17 protein-coding genes are annotated in these 17102 nt (G+C 35.6%); 8 read left to right on the top strand and 9 right to left on the bottom strand.

Features of this window, described 5'->3' with window-relative positions:
• The 4 genes from AB8P06_RS16615 (at nucleotide 1) to AB8P06_RS16600 (ending at nucleotide 2889) form a co-directional block, all read left to right on the top strand.
• Entirely contained in the window at nucleotides 1-372 is a 372-nt protein-coding gene (locus tag AB8P06_RS16615) for a hypothetical protein (RefSeq protein ID WP_369843376.1), read from the top strand.
• Nucleotides 373-392: 20 nt separating this feature from the next.
• Entirely contained in the window at nucleotides 393-884 is a 492-nt protein-coding gene (locus AB8P06_RS16610; protein ID WP_369843375.1) for a hypothetical protein, read from the top strand.
• Nucleotides 874-1722 carry a hypothetical protein gene (locus tag AB8P06_RS16605; RefSeq protein ID WP_369843374.1) on the top strand — a complete coding sequence of 283 codons (849 nt, stop codon included), beginning with the start codon at nucleotides 874-876 and terminating at the stop codon, nucleotides 1720-1722. Before AB8P06_RS16610 ends, AB8P06_RS16605 begins: the two co-directional genes overlap by 11 nt.
• A gap of 291 nt (nucleotides 1723-2013) precedes the next feature.
• Nucleotides 2014-2889 (top strand): hypothetical protein, encoded by an 876-nt coding sequence (locus AB8P06_RS16600; RefSeq protein WP_369843373.1) that lies wholly within the window; start codon nucleotides 2014-2016, stop codon nucleotides 2887-2889.
• A gap of 198 nt (nucleotides 2890-3087) precedes the next feature.
• Here AB8P06_RS16600 and AB8P06_RS16595 read toward each other — a convergent pair whose 3' ends face one another.
• Both AB8P06_RS16595 and AB8P06_RS16590 read right to left on the bottom strand, forming a co-directional pair.
• Complete coding sequence (locus AB8P06_RS16595) at nucleotides 3088-4383, bottom strand: phage integrase SAM-like domain-containing protein (RefSeq protein ID WP_369843372.1); 1296 nt, start codon at nucleotides 4381-4383, stop codon at nucleotides 3088-3090.
• A gap of 562 nt (nucleotides 4384-4945) precedes the next feature.
• Entirely contained in the window at nucleotides 4946-5665 is a 720-nt protein-coding gene (locus AB8P06_RS16590; protein ID WP_369843371.1) for a hypothetical protein, read from the bottom strand.
• Nucleotides 5666-6096: 431 nt separating this feature from the next.
• Between AB8P06_RS16590 and AB8P06_RS16585 the strand changes: the two genes are divergently transcribed.
• The 4 genes from AB8P06_RS16585 to AB8P06_RS16570 all read left to right on the top strand — a co-directional run bounded on the left by AB8P06_RS16585 (nucleotide 6097) and on the right by AB8P06_RS16570 (nucleotide 8415).
• A complete protein-coding gene (locus tag AB8P06_RS16585) occupies nucleotides 6097-6309 on the top strand; it encodes a glyceraldehyde-3-phosphate dehydrogenase (protein WP_369843370.1) in 213 nt (70 codons plus the stop codon).
• A 21-nt stretch (nucleotides 6310-6330) separates the two neighbouring features.
• Nucleotides 6331-6903, top strand: coding sequence for a Crp/Fnr family transcriptional regulator (locus AB8P06_RS16580; protein WP_369843369.1), 573 nt, complete (start codon nucleotides 6331-6333; stop codon nucleotides 6901-6903).
• 75 nt (nucleotides 6904-6978) lie between these two features.
• Nucleotides 6979-7878, top strand: coding sequence for a DUF4267 domain-containing protein (locus AB8P06_RS16575; RefSeq protein ID WP_369843368.1), 900 nt, complete (start codon nucleotides 6979-6981; stop codon nucleotides 7876-7878).
• Between the two features lie 111 nt (nucleotides 7879-7989).
• Nucleotides 7990-8415 (top strand): DUF1801 domain-containing protein, encoded by a 426-nt coding sequence (locus tag AB8P06_RS16570; protein WP_369843367.1) that lies wholly within the window; start codon nucleotides 7990-7992, stop codon nucleotides 8413-8415.
• Nucleotides 8416-8514: 99 nt separating this feature from the next.
• On the opposite strand, the gene AB8P06_RS16565 is transcribed toward AB8P06_RS16570, so the two are convergent.
• The 7 genes from AB8P06_RS16565 to AB8P06_RS16535 all read right to left on the bottom strand — a co-directional run bounded on the left by AB8P06_RS16565 (nucleotide 8515) and on the right by AB8P06_RS16535 (nucleotide 17074).
• Entirely contained in the window at nucleotides 8515-8793 is a 279-nt protein-coding gene (locus AB8P06_RS16565) for a hypothetical protein (RefSeq protein ID WP_369843366.1), read from the bottom strand.
• A gap of 32 nt (nucleotides 8794-8825) precedes the next feature.
• Nucleotides 8826-10175, bottom strand: coding sequence for a S41 family peptidase (locus AB8P06_RS16560; RefSeq protein WP_369843365.1), 1350 nt, complete (start codon nucleotides 10173-10175; stop codon nucleotides 8826-8828).
• 16 nt (nucleotides 10176-10191) lie between these two features.
• On the bottom strand, nucleotides 10192-10929 hold the full coding sequence (locus AB8P06_RS16555) for a hypothetical protein (protein WP_369843364.1): 738 nt from the start codon (nucleotides 10927-10929) through the stop codon (nucleotides 10192-10194).
• A 177-nt stretch (nucleotides 10930-11106) separates the two neighbouring features.
• Nucleotides 11107-12030, bottom strand: coding sequence for a T9SS type A sorting domain-containing protein (locus tag AB8P06_RS16550; RefSeq protein ID WP_369843363.1), 924 nt, complete (start codon nucleotides 12028-12030; stop codon nucleotides 11107-11109).
• A gap of 64 nt (nucleotides 12031-12094) precedes the next feature.
• Nucleotides 12095-13411 (bottom strand): beta-helix domain-containing protein, encoded by a 1317-nt coding sequence (locus AB8P06_RS16545; protein WP_369843362.1) that lies wholly within the window; start codon nucleotides 13409-13411, stop codon nucleotides 12095-12097.
• A 108-nt stretch (nucleotides 13412-13519) separates the two neighbouring features.
• A complete protein-coding gene (locus AB8P06_RS16540; RefSeq protein WP_369843361.1) occupies nucleotides 13520-13690 on the bottom strand; it encodes a hypothetical protein in 171 nt (56 codons plus the stop codon).
• An 81-nt stretch (nucleotides 13691-13771) separates the two neighbouring features.
• Complete coding sequence (locus tag AB8P06_RS16535; protein ID WP_369843360.1) at nucleotides 13772-17074, bottom strand: TonB-dependent receptor; 3303 nt, start codon at nucleotides 17072-17074, stop codon at nucleotides 13772-13774.
• Between the last annotated feature and the right edge of the window lie 28 nt (nucleotides 17075-17102).

Below are 17102 nucleotides of genomic sequence, written 5' to 3'. Positions count from 1 at the left end.
ATGAAAAAATATTTATTCCTCATGCTTAGCTTGTTTTTTATAAAGTATAGCTCACAAAAATTCATTTACTTATCTTCAAAGTCATCAGAATATAGAAAAGGTAAATACATTGAAGATAAGAATGAGAATATTAAAATAATAATTGATATTGATAATAAATTATTTATAGTAAATAAATCAATCTTCAAAATCTCTAAAATTGAACATCCATTTAAGTCATCACCAACTTTTTACATTATTTACTATAAAGACAGAAATGAGCTAAATAAAGTTCAATTTGAAAGTAAACCCAAATCTAAAACTACTATGGTAATAGAAAAGGGCTATTATGGCAATTATTCAATGTACAATAATTTAACACCTATTCGTTAAAAACAAGTTAAAAATTTCCTATGATTAAAAAAGTTATCTCTATTATTCTATTTACCATAGTATTGGCATGTCAAGGCAAGTTGGAAAAGATTGAAAATACTAATCAAAGTACAAATAGGATTGATACAATTGGTTATTCTACTATTAATGATAGTACTCAGATTGATGCTCAGCAGCCCAATGTCCAGCAACCCACTTATGAAGAAAGACCAATAGAATATGAATCACAAACAGTTACATACAGCTTTGTACAGTTTGATGCTGTTAGCACTATTGGTGGTTCATCAAATGAATATGTTTTGACCACTGATATATTTGAAACTTCATCTAATATGAATGAGGATGAAAAATATAAAATATTAGATGAAGCGGAGAAAAAGCTAAGACTTAGCAAGGAGAGTATTTATAAAAAAATAATTGGAAGAGAGATTAAAACGTACAATTCCTACTCAGATGCAAGTAAGGCAAGGGAAAGTATTTTATCAATAAATTCTTCTGAAAATGAATATTAATAATGTTCTCAAAATGTTTACGAAGAACTATTTAAAATTCCTTAGCTGGTTGTTTCCAGTATCTGAACGGCAAAATGATGTTATACCTCCTACTCCTCATAGGTACTTAAATTCGATTCATCTTCAAAAGTTAATAATCGACTTTTTGGCTTGGAATGGAATTGATAAAAAAGGTAATGTTACCAGCAAAAGGGTTTATCCAACTCGTATTGAAATTTTGGAAACACGGACAGTGGTGAGAAAATGCGGTTTTTCAAATGGAAAATATATTGAAAAACTTATAGTTTCCGAGTTTCTGGAAATGAAGAAAAAAATGCCCAATTTAGTTCCAGAAAAATTCATATATTTATTTGAAGAGAACTACCATAACATTAAACTTGCCAAATTCGCCACTTTAGAGGCTCAAAAATCAAACGAAATCACAAAAGAGCACTACGACAACATAAGAAGTTTTTTAATTGAAATTCAAGCCTGTTTGGGAGCTGTTGATTTAAGAACCAGAATTGAGTGTGATTATTCTGATACTGGAACTTGGTATCACTGTTCCAAAGTAGAGGAATTTGTAACTCCTTACGCAAAGATAAGTTTAATTTGTAATAAATCAGCCAAATTAAGTATTAGTTATTTTATAAATCCTCATGTAAGGGAAATTGTAGGAGAATCTTTAACTGTAACTATTGAAAATAAGTTTAATGCGTTAGCTGATGGTGAACTGAAAGATTACATAAAATTAGTTCCACTAGAGAGAAGATATGACAGATATTTTGAGGAGTTGTTGATATTTTCCGAAACACACACAAACTATAAAGCTAGTGTTACGAATAAACACTCTCTATAAATCGGCAAATTGCCCTAGTCATTTAGCAGAGTTTTACGATAGAACAATTCGCTTCACTTTCGGATAAATTTTTCTCAGAGGTTTTTACCCCGTAACGACATGTATTGAATATTTTACATATTAAAATACTGTTTTTCAACAACTTATTGAAAACAAATGGCAGATTTAGTTTTAAGCCAATTAAGTAAGCTATTTTTCTCTTTCAAAATCACCCTACAATACCCAATAGGGTACAATTGGTCATTAACTTTTAATAAATATTTTAATTACATTTGTTTAAAACAATGAACCATGACTCAGAAAAAAGAGAAACTAGACAATAATCACGATTCGGAAGATAAAATTGAAAATCAAAAAGAAGACACACGTCCAGTTTGTGGCTTAATTATGCCAATCGCAGATACTGACGGTTATCCGATTGGACACTGGAAAGAAGTCAAGAAAATTATAACATCTGTTGCTGAAGAAGCAGGGTTTAGAACCAGACTTGTAAGTGAAAGCGAAGATGTGCGTGTTATCCAAAAAACCATTGTACAAAATGTTTTTGATGATGATATTATCATCTGTGATGTAAGCTCTAAGAATCCTAATGTAATGTTTGAATTGGGATTAAGATTTGCTTTTGACAAAGCTGCTGTAATTATAAAAGATGATGAGACCGGATATTCATTCGATACGAGTCCTGTGGAACACATTAATTACCGAAAAGATTTACGGTTTTCATCAATTGAGCAATTTAAAACTGATTTATCTCTAAAATTACTTGCTACGTATGAAAAGTCAAAAGAAGCTAATCATTCGATGTATCTGCAAGATTTTGGTAAGTTTGTTGTTAAAGAACTAGATACTAAAACCGTATCTGAAAATCAATATATTCTAGAAAAGTTGAATGAAATGCAAAGGGAAATAAAGAATATTTCGGTTAAAAATAAAGAAATCCCAAAAGAAGTATTCACTATTAATGATAGTGATAACAAAGAGATAAAAGAGTTAGTCAAGTCTCTTTTTGAGGAATTAACAAGTGATGGACAACACTATGCGAGCAATAGGTCCAAAAGTGGATTAGCTGAATTAATTACTCAAATTATGGAAGATAGGTACAAGATTTTGATTTCTAGCCGAACAGTTTTTAGATATATTGGAGAACTCGCTCCAAAACAATCTTAATATGATAACATCAAAGGTATTTCTTTGGAGGCTGTCCAAAAGGTAAATTAAAGTTCTGAAAATTCACTAAATAACAAAAGTTGTCAGACAGGAATTCGAGAGAGAGAGAGAAGATACTTTTTAAGACAGCCTAAGATTTTGATTTCAATAAACTTATATGGTCAAGCCATCAAGAATAAAAATGATATTCAAACTATATTAATAACCAAGACTTTTAAAAATTTTGGCTGTTGATTTCGCCTTTTCTGCATCTGTTTTACTTATGTATGTAAGGAGTTGTCTCTCTGTTTTATGCCCTGTAAAATTTAACAAGTACGTAATAGGAATTTTTTCATAGAAGTTCGTAGCAAAGCTTTTTCTTCCAATGTGAGAAGTTACAAGTTGATACTTTGGGTAGTTACCAAAAACCTTTCTAGTGATTCTTGACAAACCCTCTCTCTCAATTGTCATGACCTTTCCATTGTACAAAATCTCATCGATACTAGCTATTTCACAAACATCCTTAATGTATAGATTAAGATTTACATCAGAAATCTTGCGAGGGAATTCGCCTCCCCTTTTCAGCAAAATATTTTGCACCTTTTGTAGCAATGGAATTTGCATTTTGGTTCCTGTTTTGATTTGATTAAACTCTATGTAAGATTGATTCTCATCATCTCTTACAATCATACTGGAATTAAACCTCAAATAATCACTAACCCTCTGTCCTGTATAGCAAGCTATCAACAACCAATCCCTAGCATTATTCAAGTGTTCACTTGGCATCTCTGTTCTTTCAATTTTGTCTAGCTCAGCAAAAGTAAGATAAACAGATTTTGGGACATTTCTAGAAGCTTTCTCTATGTCAAATTTCCACAAAAAAGCATGCTTATGTACTTCTATATCAAGAGACTCAGCAACCTTACAAATCATTTTCAAAAATTTAAGATTTCGATAAGTTGTAGATGTTTTATAGTTCTCTCGAAGGCAATACTTTTCAAAATCCACCCTGAAAGAATTATCTAAATCAGAAAACTTCAAATGTTTAAAGGTTTTTTTTCTAGCCCTAAGGTCATCACAATAACGCTTTATCAACTGTTTAACAACGTTTGCTTTCTTAATGGTTGATTCACTTACAGTATCTTTCTTTAGATTAATGTAATCATCAATAAACGAAAGTACGTTGTCTGAATGTGGTTCTATCTTTTCTGAAATAACTTTTTCGGGATAGACAGTAGCTTCAAGCCAACCCTTTAAATCTATTTCAGGTTTGTAGTTTGTGTAATCTGAAATTATTTTTGTTTCCAACCTGATAAGTTCAATATTCAATTCAACTAAATCATTGTTCACATTTCGTGAACTTATAACACATTTTCCATTTTTCCAATCTTTGGGTTTACATTTTAAGTGTGGGAGAGGGACTTTTACATCTACCTCCTTATCTCTTAACCGTATCCAGATTGTACTGCTCTTGTTTTCAACTTTACCTCTTGTAAAAAAACTAACTGATGCCATAAATTTTCGATTCAAAATTGTTCCCAAAATTGTATCCGAACTCTAAAAGATAAGCCTAAAACAATGGGTCTGCTTTATCTTCGGGCATGTAGAAGTCTTATGTGTTGCTTGTTTGGACGAGGGTTCGAATCCCTCCAACTCCACTTTTTAAACTAAAGAGAATTTGTAAGTTATTGAATTTTAAATAATTACACTTTCTCTTTTTTGTTTTTTGTATCGAAATTATATCTAAGTTTTTAGAACACACTTTTCTATCTGTTATAAAACAGATTAACTCAAAATCCCATTTCTATAGAAATGGGATTTTGAGTTATAATACAATATATAATGTGTTAAATTCTATTTGTTTCCTTTTGTACCAAAAAGAGAATAAATAATGATTCCTATTGAACCGATAAAAGGAAAGAATATCATTAATAAAACAGCTTCAATTCCCAGCTTTTTTTTCATGATAAAATAGATCCCACATACATATAATATACATAATATACTTATTAGCATTAATAAATTAAAAGGCCCCACAGAGTAATTCATAATATATATTATTTATAGTTTAGTTAAGTTAACAGCAGTAAGCACGATCGACTTGATAATAACTTACCTCAATAAGAACTAAATTAATTGTATGTTGAGAAAGATGTGGATTTCCAATCGCTGTACATCCGGTTAGTGGGTTATGTATAGCATTGTAACCGTAATCTGACCAAGCTGCGCTTGGTGTATACCCCCATCCACTTAAATAATATGTATTATACCAAGGGCAAGGAGCACTACCTCCCGCAAATCTTGCTGAATAATTAGAAAAAGTATCTTTAGAATCATCAGTCGCAATAATATCAGAAAAAACTGTAAATAATAGTCTTGTTTCTATATTCAACTTTTGAAAATCAAAGTTTTCATCAATTTTTAATTCTTCTACCGGTGTTGTAATCTTTATCACGCCATCTTCGACTTTAATGGTAGAATTATCATTTAAATGTAAAACATCATTCTCATCTAATACAAATTTGTAGTCGTTGATATTACCCTTATCATTATTAACATGAAAGTCGCGATATGTTTTAAAATTTAGAATACCACTCTCTGCTATTTCATAAGTTTCAACTCCATACATAAATAGAGGATGAATAATTTCACTTTTTTCACCAGCTACTCTCGCATTTAAAAAAGATTTTTCAATTTTTGAACTTGCATTTTCTGCAACATCATTGTTTCTTTCACAAGAAAAAACAATAAACACTAAGCTTAGCATTAAAGCTAAGATACTAAATTTTTTGGTCATTTTTTTTTTATTTTAAAGCGCCAAAAGTATCAAAAATAATTTAAATCACCAATTTAGGATGTTAAAAAATCGTAAAATAAATTCAATATTACATCTAAATACATAAATAAATACTAAAGTAATAATTATATAATTAGTAAATCATTAAAAATCAGATTAAATCATAATTTACAGCAAGAAAATCAAAATCAGTCATATTAATTGTAAAAATCTTATCCAAAAAGATAATCTTTTTTTTCCCATCCTCTGCCCATTCATACCCACAATGCTACAACTGGTACCATTGAAGTCTCAACGAATATGAGCTTTTTTTCATGTGTTCACTTCAAAAAAAGACAGATCCCCAGAATCATACATACAATATTATCAGCAAAAACTTTTCTCATACTTAAAGGAAAAAAGCTATATTTAGATCATATAAAAAAATTCCCATGAAAAGAAAAATTGTAAAAATAAAACACGTAACAGGAACTTATAATCTTGATATTGAAGATGGAAAACTTAATGAAATGCAGGAACAACTGGACAGATGCCTGAATGATGAGCAGCCCGCAATTGTAGTGAAGGGCGAGAATGGGGAGCAGTTTATATATCCTTCTGATCTTTTAAAAAACAGTTTTATCGTAATAACAGATAAAGAATAGGTAGAGTATTTTAAACTACGTATGACAGAGAAATTAATCCACAGCATACAATCTTATATAGACTTAGACTCGAAAGAAATTGAGTGTATAAAACGACTCTGGAAAGAAAAATCTGTTAAAAAAGGGGATTTCTTTCTGGCAGAGGGACAAATTTGCAAATACGTAGGCTTTATTGTCAATGGGCTCGTACGGTATTACATTAATTACGATGGCGAGGACAAGACATATGAATTTGCTCAGGAAAATAATTTCATCTGCAATAATGAAAGCTTCATACCTCAAATACCCTCAACAAAAATTATTCAGGCATTAGAAGACTGCGAAATTATGCAAATCTCATATGACGATTTACAGGTATTCTATCAATCTATCAGACAGGGAGAACGCCTTGGAAGACTTATTATTGAGCAGGTTTTTATACAGACCTTACAGAGTCTCAGCTCCTTTTACACTGATACATCCGAATATCGCTACGAGAGATTTGTAAAGAAACATCCTGACCTGCTGCAAAGGATTTCTCAATACCACATTGCATCGTATGTTGGTGTAAAACCACAATCCCTTAGTCGCATCCGCAAAAGAATTTCCATTTAAAGATGATTTATTAACCCAGGTGCACAGATTCTTGGGTTGAAGTATGGAATTTTGTCATAATTAAAATACATTATTATGACAAAAGGAATTTCTATTGCCCTTGCTTTTCTTACAGGGCTAGGACTGATCTTTATCGGTGCAAGATTTCTGATAGCACCGGAAACAGCAGAAGCCGGTTATGGTATACGCTTTAACGAACAAGGTGACTACTCTTTTCACTACATTAAAGGTATCCGTGACCTGTTTTCAGGTCTGGTGATCTGCATTCTTATACTGAGTAAGCAGACAAAAGCATTAGCCATCACTTTATTGGCAGGAACCCTTATCCCCATTGCGGATATGCTTATTGTTCTGAATAAAGATTATAATGGAATAACACAGGCCATTCCACATATTTCTGCTATTATTGTCTGCTTTTTCTGCGGATTGTTTTTACTAATCAATAACAGAAAACAAAAAACAGATCACAGGAGTTTTATTAAAATTATTCAGTCGGCAGAAACCCATAAAGAGAGTATTCTTGAGTTCAACATTATTCCAAATGAAAAGACACCTTGGCATTTTCACACTCTTTTTTCGGAAACTTTTGAAGTGTTGACAGGTACATTGGAAGTTGGATTAAATCATCAGGTTTATCAATTGAAGAAAGGTGACATTGTAACCATAAAACCTAATGAGAAACATTACTTTCACAATATTTCAAATGCCGAATGTTTAATAAAAGTAACCATTAACCCTGGCAATAAAAATTTTGAAAATGCTCTTTTAATATCAAAAGGACTTGCAGAAGATGGTCTGGCTAGTGCTGCAGGAACACCTGAAAAATGGTCTGATCTTGCTTTATTCATTTATCTGAATAATTCTAAAATGGTTGGGCTACCAAAAATAGCAGAACCTCTTTTTAATTATCTGGCAAAAAGGGCAATTAAAAAGGGACGTTTAAAGGAGCTGGAACTTAAATACTGTGGAAAATAAAAACTGTTGCAAACAAGCCTGCACTCAATTAATAAACATTATTGCTATCTTTGAGATTCAGACTGCAATGTCCGAACCAATACTACCGGCTTACCAAACCTATAATTTTTAATGAGCATACAAGAACAAATCACAGAATATATTACAAGTCAGCCTGAACCAAAACGGAATGACATGCAGGAACTGCACCGCATCATTCTGGAAATAATGCCTGCCTGCAAATTATGGTTCCTGGACGGTAAAAACAGTGAAAATAAAACGGTTTCAAATCCTAATATAGGATATGGTTTTCAAACCATACACTATGCCGACGGAACCAACAGAGAATTTTACCAGATCGGCCTCAGTGCAAACACCACCGGAATCTCGGTTTATATCCTTGGTATTGATGATAAAACCTACTTAGCCAGAACTTATGGAGAAAAAATAGGCAAAGCGAGTGTAACCGGATATTGTATTAAATTCAAAGCTTTAAAAGATATCAATATCCCGATACTTGAAGCAGCAATACGGGACAGGGTTGAACAAAAACGGTAATTCCAATACAAAATTGGGTAATTGGATTTTGTTATATAAATTAAATCAGACGATACTTCCTCAAAAAATTTAAGACACCTGAAGGTGTCTTTTTTATTATTATTTATTCTGGAGAACCGTTTCCCGTCTCAGTTTCCGGATATTCTGGGTCAATTGTTTCCGGATCTCGATGTGCCGTGACCGGTAAAGTTTTATGCAGTTTTCCAGCTTCTTTTTGGTGGTGAGATAGTCTTCATAGAGATAGGTTAATTCAGCATTCATTGCAGAAACATCTTCATTAAAAGTCTGGTTTTGATCCGGCGATTCTTTTAATAATTGTTCTAAATCATTCATCCTTCTCATCACTTCCTGGTGTATTTTCGGCTCTATTCCCTGCATGGCTCATTTAATTTTAATAGATTATACTTTGACTAATGTTTTCCTGAGAAAAACGGTCTTTCACTTTCCAGTATCACTTTTACAGCATTACCCGGAGATTCCTGAACAGATTTCAGATAAATTTTATTTAAAACGGATTTCAACAGGGTTTCATCAGCTTCCCCGAGCTGTTTCAGCGGAAGTGAAGCATATTCATCCACAGGATTCTGAGGTGAGATTCCATTGTGGTATTCCCCTTCTCCGTTGGCATTATAGACCTTATAAATTACCGGATGAATTTCCCAGGATATTTTACGTGGTTTACGCTCATCAACAATGGGAAATCCGGCCATGTCTTTTCCTAAAGTGGTTCCACCTACCTGAATGACCTGCACATAAGGTTTGAGATTATTGACCACAATTTCCGAGGCTGATGCCGTACTCCCGGAAGTAAGGATAAACACCCTGCTTAAATTCAGGGCATTGGCATGAAGGGCAGTGAAGCTAAGAGCGTTGGGATCATAAGTTATTTGTTCAGCAAATGTTTTTTTAACTTCCCCTCCATTCTTATTTCCTTTATAAGTAATAAATGGTGAGCCGGAAGATATTCCTGAAGGGATTAATGAGCACAATGCCGCAGCTGAAGCCACAGATCCGCCGTAATTATATCTGAGATCGAGAACAAGATCCTGTACTCCCTGGGCTTTGAACTCGGAAAATTTCTGATTGAGCGTGTGGGACATTCCGTCCGGAAAATCATAGATATAGAGATAGCCGGTCTTTTTACCATTCTGTTCAAACACTTTAGAGAGTATCGGCTGGTCAAAAGAAAAGCCATAATACACCGTAATATCTTTTTCATTGGTAATATTGCCATTTTCCCAATTTCCAACGGTAAGATCAAGGGTTGTTTTATCAGGAATAGAATTGACCAAACTTTCTGCATTGGCTACCGTTACCAGGCTGCCGTTGATTTTTTTTATAATCATCCCACGGTACAGGCCGGCATTCTGGGCAGGTGAATTCTGTAATACCAGTTTTACAACCGCAATTACCTGTCCGTTTCCAAGCTGAAGCACCGCATAATCAAACCCGTACATATTACGTACCGTACGCAGATAGGTTGAGGAATCTTCTGTATTCACAATAGAAGAAAAACGGTCATTCTGAGATAAAAGACTGGCAAAAAACTTTTGCGAAGGAAGATGGTAATCGGGTTTGGAAGGCATCTGATCTGCCCAGTAATAATAACGTTTCATATTATCCTGTATCCATACGTTCACAGATTCCACACTTCCTTCAGGAAAATCAGGAACGGAATCATCTTCCCTGTTACAGGAAATTACGGCTCCTGAACATAAAAACCATAACGCCAGCAAATGAAATTTAAAAAATCTACTCATGATCGTTTCATTTATTTTACAGATAATCTGCGACATCAATATCCCCTTTTACCATAGTAACGCCGTTTTCAAGCTTCTCCTGCAGTACAATCATATTGGCGCCTATATCCTGTTTTATGGTTACTTTAATGGTTTGCGATCCGAAGTAAGGTTCGGTAGTTCCGGGCTTATATAGTTCCAGATAAACGGGTGCCGTCGCACTGAAAAAGCTGTATACTTTCAGTGCTGAAAAATTCTCTTTTCCGATATTGTCAAATTCAGCCAATACTACTCCATTATCTCTTTTCAAAACCCCTTTTACTCCTTCCAGTGAAGAGCCGGAATATTCACCAAGGTTCGGAAAGATCAGTTCGAAGCCCACTTTTCCCAGATTAACCTGAGGTTTCACGGCATAAGTTTGCAGATAAATTCCGGGAAGATTGAAGAAATACAGGTTTTTATATTCGTCTGTATTGTTATAATTGATGCTGTATTTAGCGATTTGCTTTCCATTTTCATTGTTGTAGATTTCAAGTGCATCGGTTTCTCCTTCATCTACTACGAAACTTAATTTAGTTTCTATATTATTGGTATAGGAAGTACTTCCGTTGATATTCACGGGCTGGCCGTTAAGCCTAATCTGCAGTACATCCGGTTTTGAATATCCCTTGATATTGATCTCTGCCGGCTTTTGTGATGTATCATAAGACTGCAATACCTCATCGGTACATGATACCAGGCTTAAAAGACTAACAAGGGCAATTATTTTTTTCATTGTCAAGATATTATTGATAAATTAAATTCAGAAATATTGCCCTTGGCCACACCAGGGGCAATATGATTTCTAAAATTTATATATGCATATTTTTTCAGAAGTGCCGGTCATATGATCATGGTTTTGACATGGTTGTTTTTATTTTTAAAACAGGCACTTTCTGTTTATTTAATGGAATTATTTCTTAATAAATTTCACGTTCTCGGAACGTACACCGTCTGACACTACGGCCATATAGTTTCCTGAGGATAAACCTGCAACATTTATTTCTCTGCTGTATTTAGCGGTAAGCACTGATTGCCCGGCCATATTATAAACAGTAACCGTCACTGCATTTTCTTTGAATGCTGAATTAAGTTTAAGCATCAGTGAAGCCAATACCGGATTCTGTTTTACAACGGTAAGATTTTTTGATGTTTTTACATCCTGTGTTTTCAGAACCGAAGAAAAAATAGCCATCTCATCGATATTGATGTTAGGTACATTGGTCGTATCTCCTGTAGATCTGTTTGACCATAACCCGATATAGATTTTTTTTCCTGCAAAAGCGGAAAGATCTACAAGGCTTTCTACAAACTGGTTCAGGTCTGTAGGGAAAGGGTTGCTGCTTCCACCTCCACTTATAAGGTAAGGGCTGGGAATCTCGTTTCCGTTTGCATCTACTGCCAACGCCTTGAAATCTGATAATTCCGGAACCTCTTTCTGAGGAGTACTCACAAAAATATAAAGATATCTTCCTACTAAAGGGTGTGAAGTTCTCTGTCTTCCTATATAAGCTGCAAGGGTAATGGTACCTGAAGCTGAAGTAAGATCAATCTGAGGAGAGACTGCCCAATCATCTTCTGTGGCAAAACCTGCTACGTTCCCTGAAGGAACATTACTGATTGAATAGCGAAGCACGCCTGTTGATCCGTATGCTAAAGAAGTACCGTTATGGTAAATATTTGGCCCCTGCACCCATCCGTTTCCGTTGGCGTTTCCGTCATAGAATGTCCAGCCCTGCATATCTCCAGCTGCGTTAAAAGCATTCGTCCAAACCGGAAACTGTGCACAGATCAGTTTTGATAAAAAAAGAACAGATAATAAAATTACTTTTTTCATAATATAAATTTTAAAAGATTGAATTAAAAAACAGGGGATGACCATATCATCCCCTGCAGGTAGATTACTCTACGATAGAAAAGTTGTATTTTGTCCAAGTTCCCTTGAAGTCTCCACAGTTTCTTGGAGAAACATTCCATGCCGGGCTTTCGTTGAAGAATGGCTGAGACATTCCCCAAACGTTTGCAGGGTTAGATGTAGAGATAGTAGTTCCAGGGATTGTAAGAGCTGCAGTAGTAGATCCTATTTTAGAAGCTGTAGCAAAAGTAAATCCGTGAGCACTTACATTAGTGAAGCTTAGATCTGCAAGATTTACAGGAGCACTGCTTACTGTTTCTAATAATACACCTACCGGATAACCTGTAACTACGGCATCTTCCAATATTAATTTACCGTTTCTTCTTACGTGGATGGCATTTTCATATAATGCTCCTTGTAGAGGGTTTTTAGCTCCTACAATAGTAAGGTTTTTAACAGTCGGACGTGTAAATGGAGAAGCAGCAGAACCAGTTCCGTCGTTGTCTAACTCGATACCGTTAGTATCAGAGCTACCACTACTTTGGCTGTGTGTTGAATTGTAATCTGCCAATGCTAAAGCACAAGTGATTGTTCCTGAATATCCGAAATCGAAATCAAAGTTATCATCATCCGGTGCAAAAGATACTAAGTTTGAAGCGTTTACAGTACCTCCGAAGAATTCAAATGAATCATCTTTACCGTAAGATACCTGGATGTGGTCTAATGTAGTACCATTTCCTACACCTCCTAAAGTTAATCCGTTGATTTCGTTTCCGGAGTTAGGTGCTAAAAGGTCGTATCCTCCAAATTCAACACGTACATATTTAAGAGTACCTGCGTTATGAGCAGCATTAGTACCACCATATTGATAGTCAGTACCTGTTAATCCTTCAATAACAGTAGTTGCAGGTTTGTTGGTAGGCGCATCTCCTAAAACGATAACCCCTCCGAAATCTCCCGGAGTTGCAGTAGTATCTTCGTTTCCGTCTAACAATTTATAACTTGTGAAGATAATAGGTTGAGTTGCAGTTCCCGTAGCGTTTATTTTACCTGTTTTAGCAATAACCAAAACTCCTGTCGGTGTATTTGTAGCATTAGGTTTAGCTTTGATAAACGTTCCTGGCTGGATCGTTAAGGTAGCTCCACCTTTCACTGTTACAATACCATCTATTTCAACAACTCCACTCCAAGTAGTGTTTGAAGTGATTGCTCCGCTTACTGTAGTTACAGGAAGTGCAGAAGCAGTTAAGTATTCTGCAGAAGCAGATTTCATTTCGAATGAAGAAGAATCTGATAAAGAATCATTTTCGCGACAAGCTGTTAGTGATAAAGCAGTTACAGCGATTAAAGTTAATTTTCTCATTGTTGTAGAATTTAGAAATATGGATCCGGGTTATTATTTTTGGTCCGGATGATTCCTGTTTACGGGATATCCACCTTTATATCTCCGTGATTTGGTTACACATTGTTTTTAAAAACTTTCCATCACCTGAGGTGCAGGCCCGTAAAGCTTCCCCTTTACCTTTTTACCGTCCGGGGAGATCCGGTAAATTCCATTTTTGCCTGAATGCCTACTGAAGTGCGCATCATCAGTATTTATCCGTTCAGATCTCAGGGTATGGAAACCTGTAACATTTGCCATTTATAAGATCTTATATCATTAATGCTTCTGTCAAAAGCTTATTTTCTGTTATTTACATTTCTTTTGTATCAGTACACTTTTCTAAAAAGTATAGCTTACTGACATCCCGTATGTTCGCCCGTTATAAGCTCTGAATAATATCTTGTCGATATCTTTATCATACTTATCTGATGCTCCCGGTAAAAGACCCTGCGATTCCCTTTGGGTATCATAAGAGCTTCCGCCGCCTTTATACACAGAATAAGAATTGAAATTGTTATAATATTCTCTCACCCTGTTGAACATATTCCTTACGTTAAATTTTATTTCCAGATTCTTATCTTTCAAAAGCTTGTAGGAAACCTGTGCATCTGCTACCGCATAAGGCCTTTGAATCTCTTCTCCTATGTAAGCATAACCTACCGTGACGTACTGGTCACCTTTTGCATTATATAAAAAGCTTAATCCCAAACGGTCTCCGCTATACATCAGCCCAAGGTTATAGGCATAAGGAGTCTGTCCGTATAATGGACGGTCTACCGCGTACGTTTCATCTGTATCTTTAGTTTTGTACCTGTCTTTGAAAGCAACTACCCTTGTATCGTTGTAAGTGAAATTTCCACTGATGAATAAATCTTTCAGGAAAGTGTCCTGTTTGATAAAGCCCAGGCTTTTTCTGACCTCCACTTCAAATCCTTTAAGCTTTGCATTTTTAGAGTTCCCGTTGTAAAGGAAAAGGTTTCCTTCACTTGAAATATATCCTTCACGCTCTATCGGCCGGTCAATATTTTTATAGTATAATCCTGCGGAAATAATTTCTCCTAACCCTGGAAACCATTCAAATTTGAAATCATAATTATTGATTACCGATGAGGTCATTTCCGTATTATAGATCAATCCGTTGGCAATCGGATCAAAATAAGGCAATCCTGTTCTCTCATTAAACTGAGGACGAATTACAGATCTGTTATAAGCAAGCCTTACATTGATACTGTTGGTAGGACTATACGTAAAGTTGGCGGAAGGCATCCACTGCCATGGCTTTTCTTCAATAGGTTCTTTGGTAACACTTTTCGGGTCATCCGGATCCTGCTGCTGGGAGATCAGATCATATCTGAAATACTCTGCCCTTAATCCCCAGACCAACCTGAATTTATTATTCAGACGGTTGTCAAACATGATATAAGGAGCGTGCTGGCTAACTTTCCCTTCATATTTATCATTTTTATAAAGTGATCTGGTCTGCCATCCGATACCGCCAGGTGTATAGTGAGATCCGTCAAACCAATTGGCAAGGGAACCATACATGATCAGCATATTTTTTTCACTGTTCGGGACATCCCTGTTCTCATCCACCCTGAGGAAAAACTTCTGCTGTTCGTTCGTATTGTTTTTTATGGCACCGGCGTATCCTACCTTGATATCGTTTTTAAAATTTCCGGCATCCATGCTCCATTTGAATGAGACACCATAATTATAATCGGTCTCCTTGTTTTTGATATATCCTCTTGCAAAATTGTTTCCTGAATTGTAGATCTGGTTATAACTTAAAATTTCGTTTCCGATGAAATTATAATTGGTCTGATACTGTGTATAATCTTTAGTATCTGAAGTCACCCCTGTTCTTGCAGCAAACCAGCTGATCTCCTTATTCCCTATTTTATGGTTTCCTTCCAGTTTATTCTGTAATAAATTCTGGTAAACCGGATAATTGGTGGTTTCCGTATAAGGTTTATCCAAAAACGGAATTTTTGTAGGATCATTATTGGGAACGGTACCATAATAAAAATAGTTGTATGAATCTGATGCATCCCCGTTTCCGCCGGTATATTCATTCCATCCTGTTATTCTTGTCAGGGTCTGATCATAAATATGAGTATACGAATTACGGAATGAGATCCTGCTTTTCCCCAGCTGTAAACCGAAATTCAACATTCCGCCTAATGTGGAATTGTAAGTATAGGAAGCTCCTTGATTTTTAAAGTTAAAGAAACTTACCGGAGCCACTCCAAGCTCTTCCCAGTTGTTAACCAGTCCTGCATTATCCAGCCAGCCACCTCTTCCGGTGTGATCAATATCCAGTTTATTTTGTTCATTTCTCATAGTAAGAGCACCTGCAAAACCCCATTTATTGTTATTTTTCATGCGGTAACTTCTTCCAAGGGCTACCTGCATATTGGAGTTCAGATCTGCTTTGGTCTGATAATTGGAAAAATTATCATTCGTAAAACGTTTGGACTGCTCAAAAAACAACGGGTTATTCCAGTCCGTTACTTCTAAACCTTTAGGAAAATCTCTTGTTCCGTCGTCATATCCCCAGTAATCATATTTTCCCCGTTTCTTGGTAATAAATTCTTTAAATGTTGCAATATCGTTGTAAGAAGATCCTACGTTTACGGTTGTGAAATTCTCATTTGGGATATCTTTCGTACGTACTTCCACATATCCGCCGGCAAAGCTGGCATTCATATCCGGTGTTGCCGTTTTGCTTACTACTACACTTTCCACCATCGCTGTAGGGATGATATCAAATGAAAAGTTCTGGTTATAGGCTTCCGTGCTTGGCAGGTTAATTCCGTCCATCGCAGCGGTATTCCAACGTTCTCCCATTGAACGAACGACTACATATTTATTATCTATGGTGGTAACTCCTGTTACTCTTTTCAATGTTCCGCCGACATCATTGTCCGGTGTTTTGGAAATCTGCTCGGCTGAAATTCCGTCACTCATCTGTGCCGCTTTTTTCTGCTGCGCCAGAAGGCCTGCCTGTGTATCAGCCTTCCGAACTCCTTTGATGATCACTTCTTTGATATTCATTTCTTTATCAGAAACGTGTTTCATGGCAAAAGAAACAGTATTGGTCTCATCGTTCTTCATCACCAGTTTTTCCACCCTCAATGAATTGTATCCTGATGCTTTAACAGTAAGTGTATACGTTCCGGAAGGGATATTAAGCCCAAAATCTCCATTATTATCTGTCATTGTGGTTTTTCCGGCCACATTTATTTCTGCTTTTACAATCGGGTTTCCGACCTCATCTACAATTTTCCCTATCAATCGGCCATCTCCTTTTACCGGGGATATAGAAGCGGAAGAACCTTCATATTTCACAGAAATCAACTCTCCATGCTGACGCACGGCTATCGGAAGATTATCTGTAATATTCTTCAGACAGCTGCTTACAGGAATGTTATCACACCTGATGTCTCTTACTTTCAGATCCTGAATATCTGCTTTTGAATATACCAGACGCATCCTTGTTTTATCTGCAAATTCTTCTAAAGTCCCTATTAAAGGCCGTCCTGCCGGAGCAGAAAATGACACTTTTGCTGTTAATTCCTGCGCGTCTGCCGCTATTGCAAAAAAGATTGCCGCTACGGTAAGACTGCATTTCAGATTTCTCATATTTTTAACCCCACTTTTTATTACTGAT

This window comes from Chryseobacterium tongliaonense (assembly GCF_041224435.1).
Classification (GTDB): domain Bacteria; phylum Bacteroidota; class Bacteroidia; order Flavobacteriales; family Weeksellaceae; genus Chryseobacterium; species Chryseobacterium tongliaoense.
This window is presented reverse-complemented; position numbering and strand designations above follow the sequence as displayed.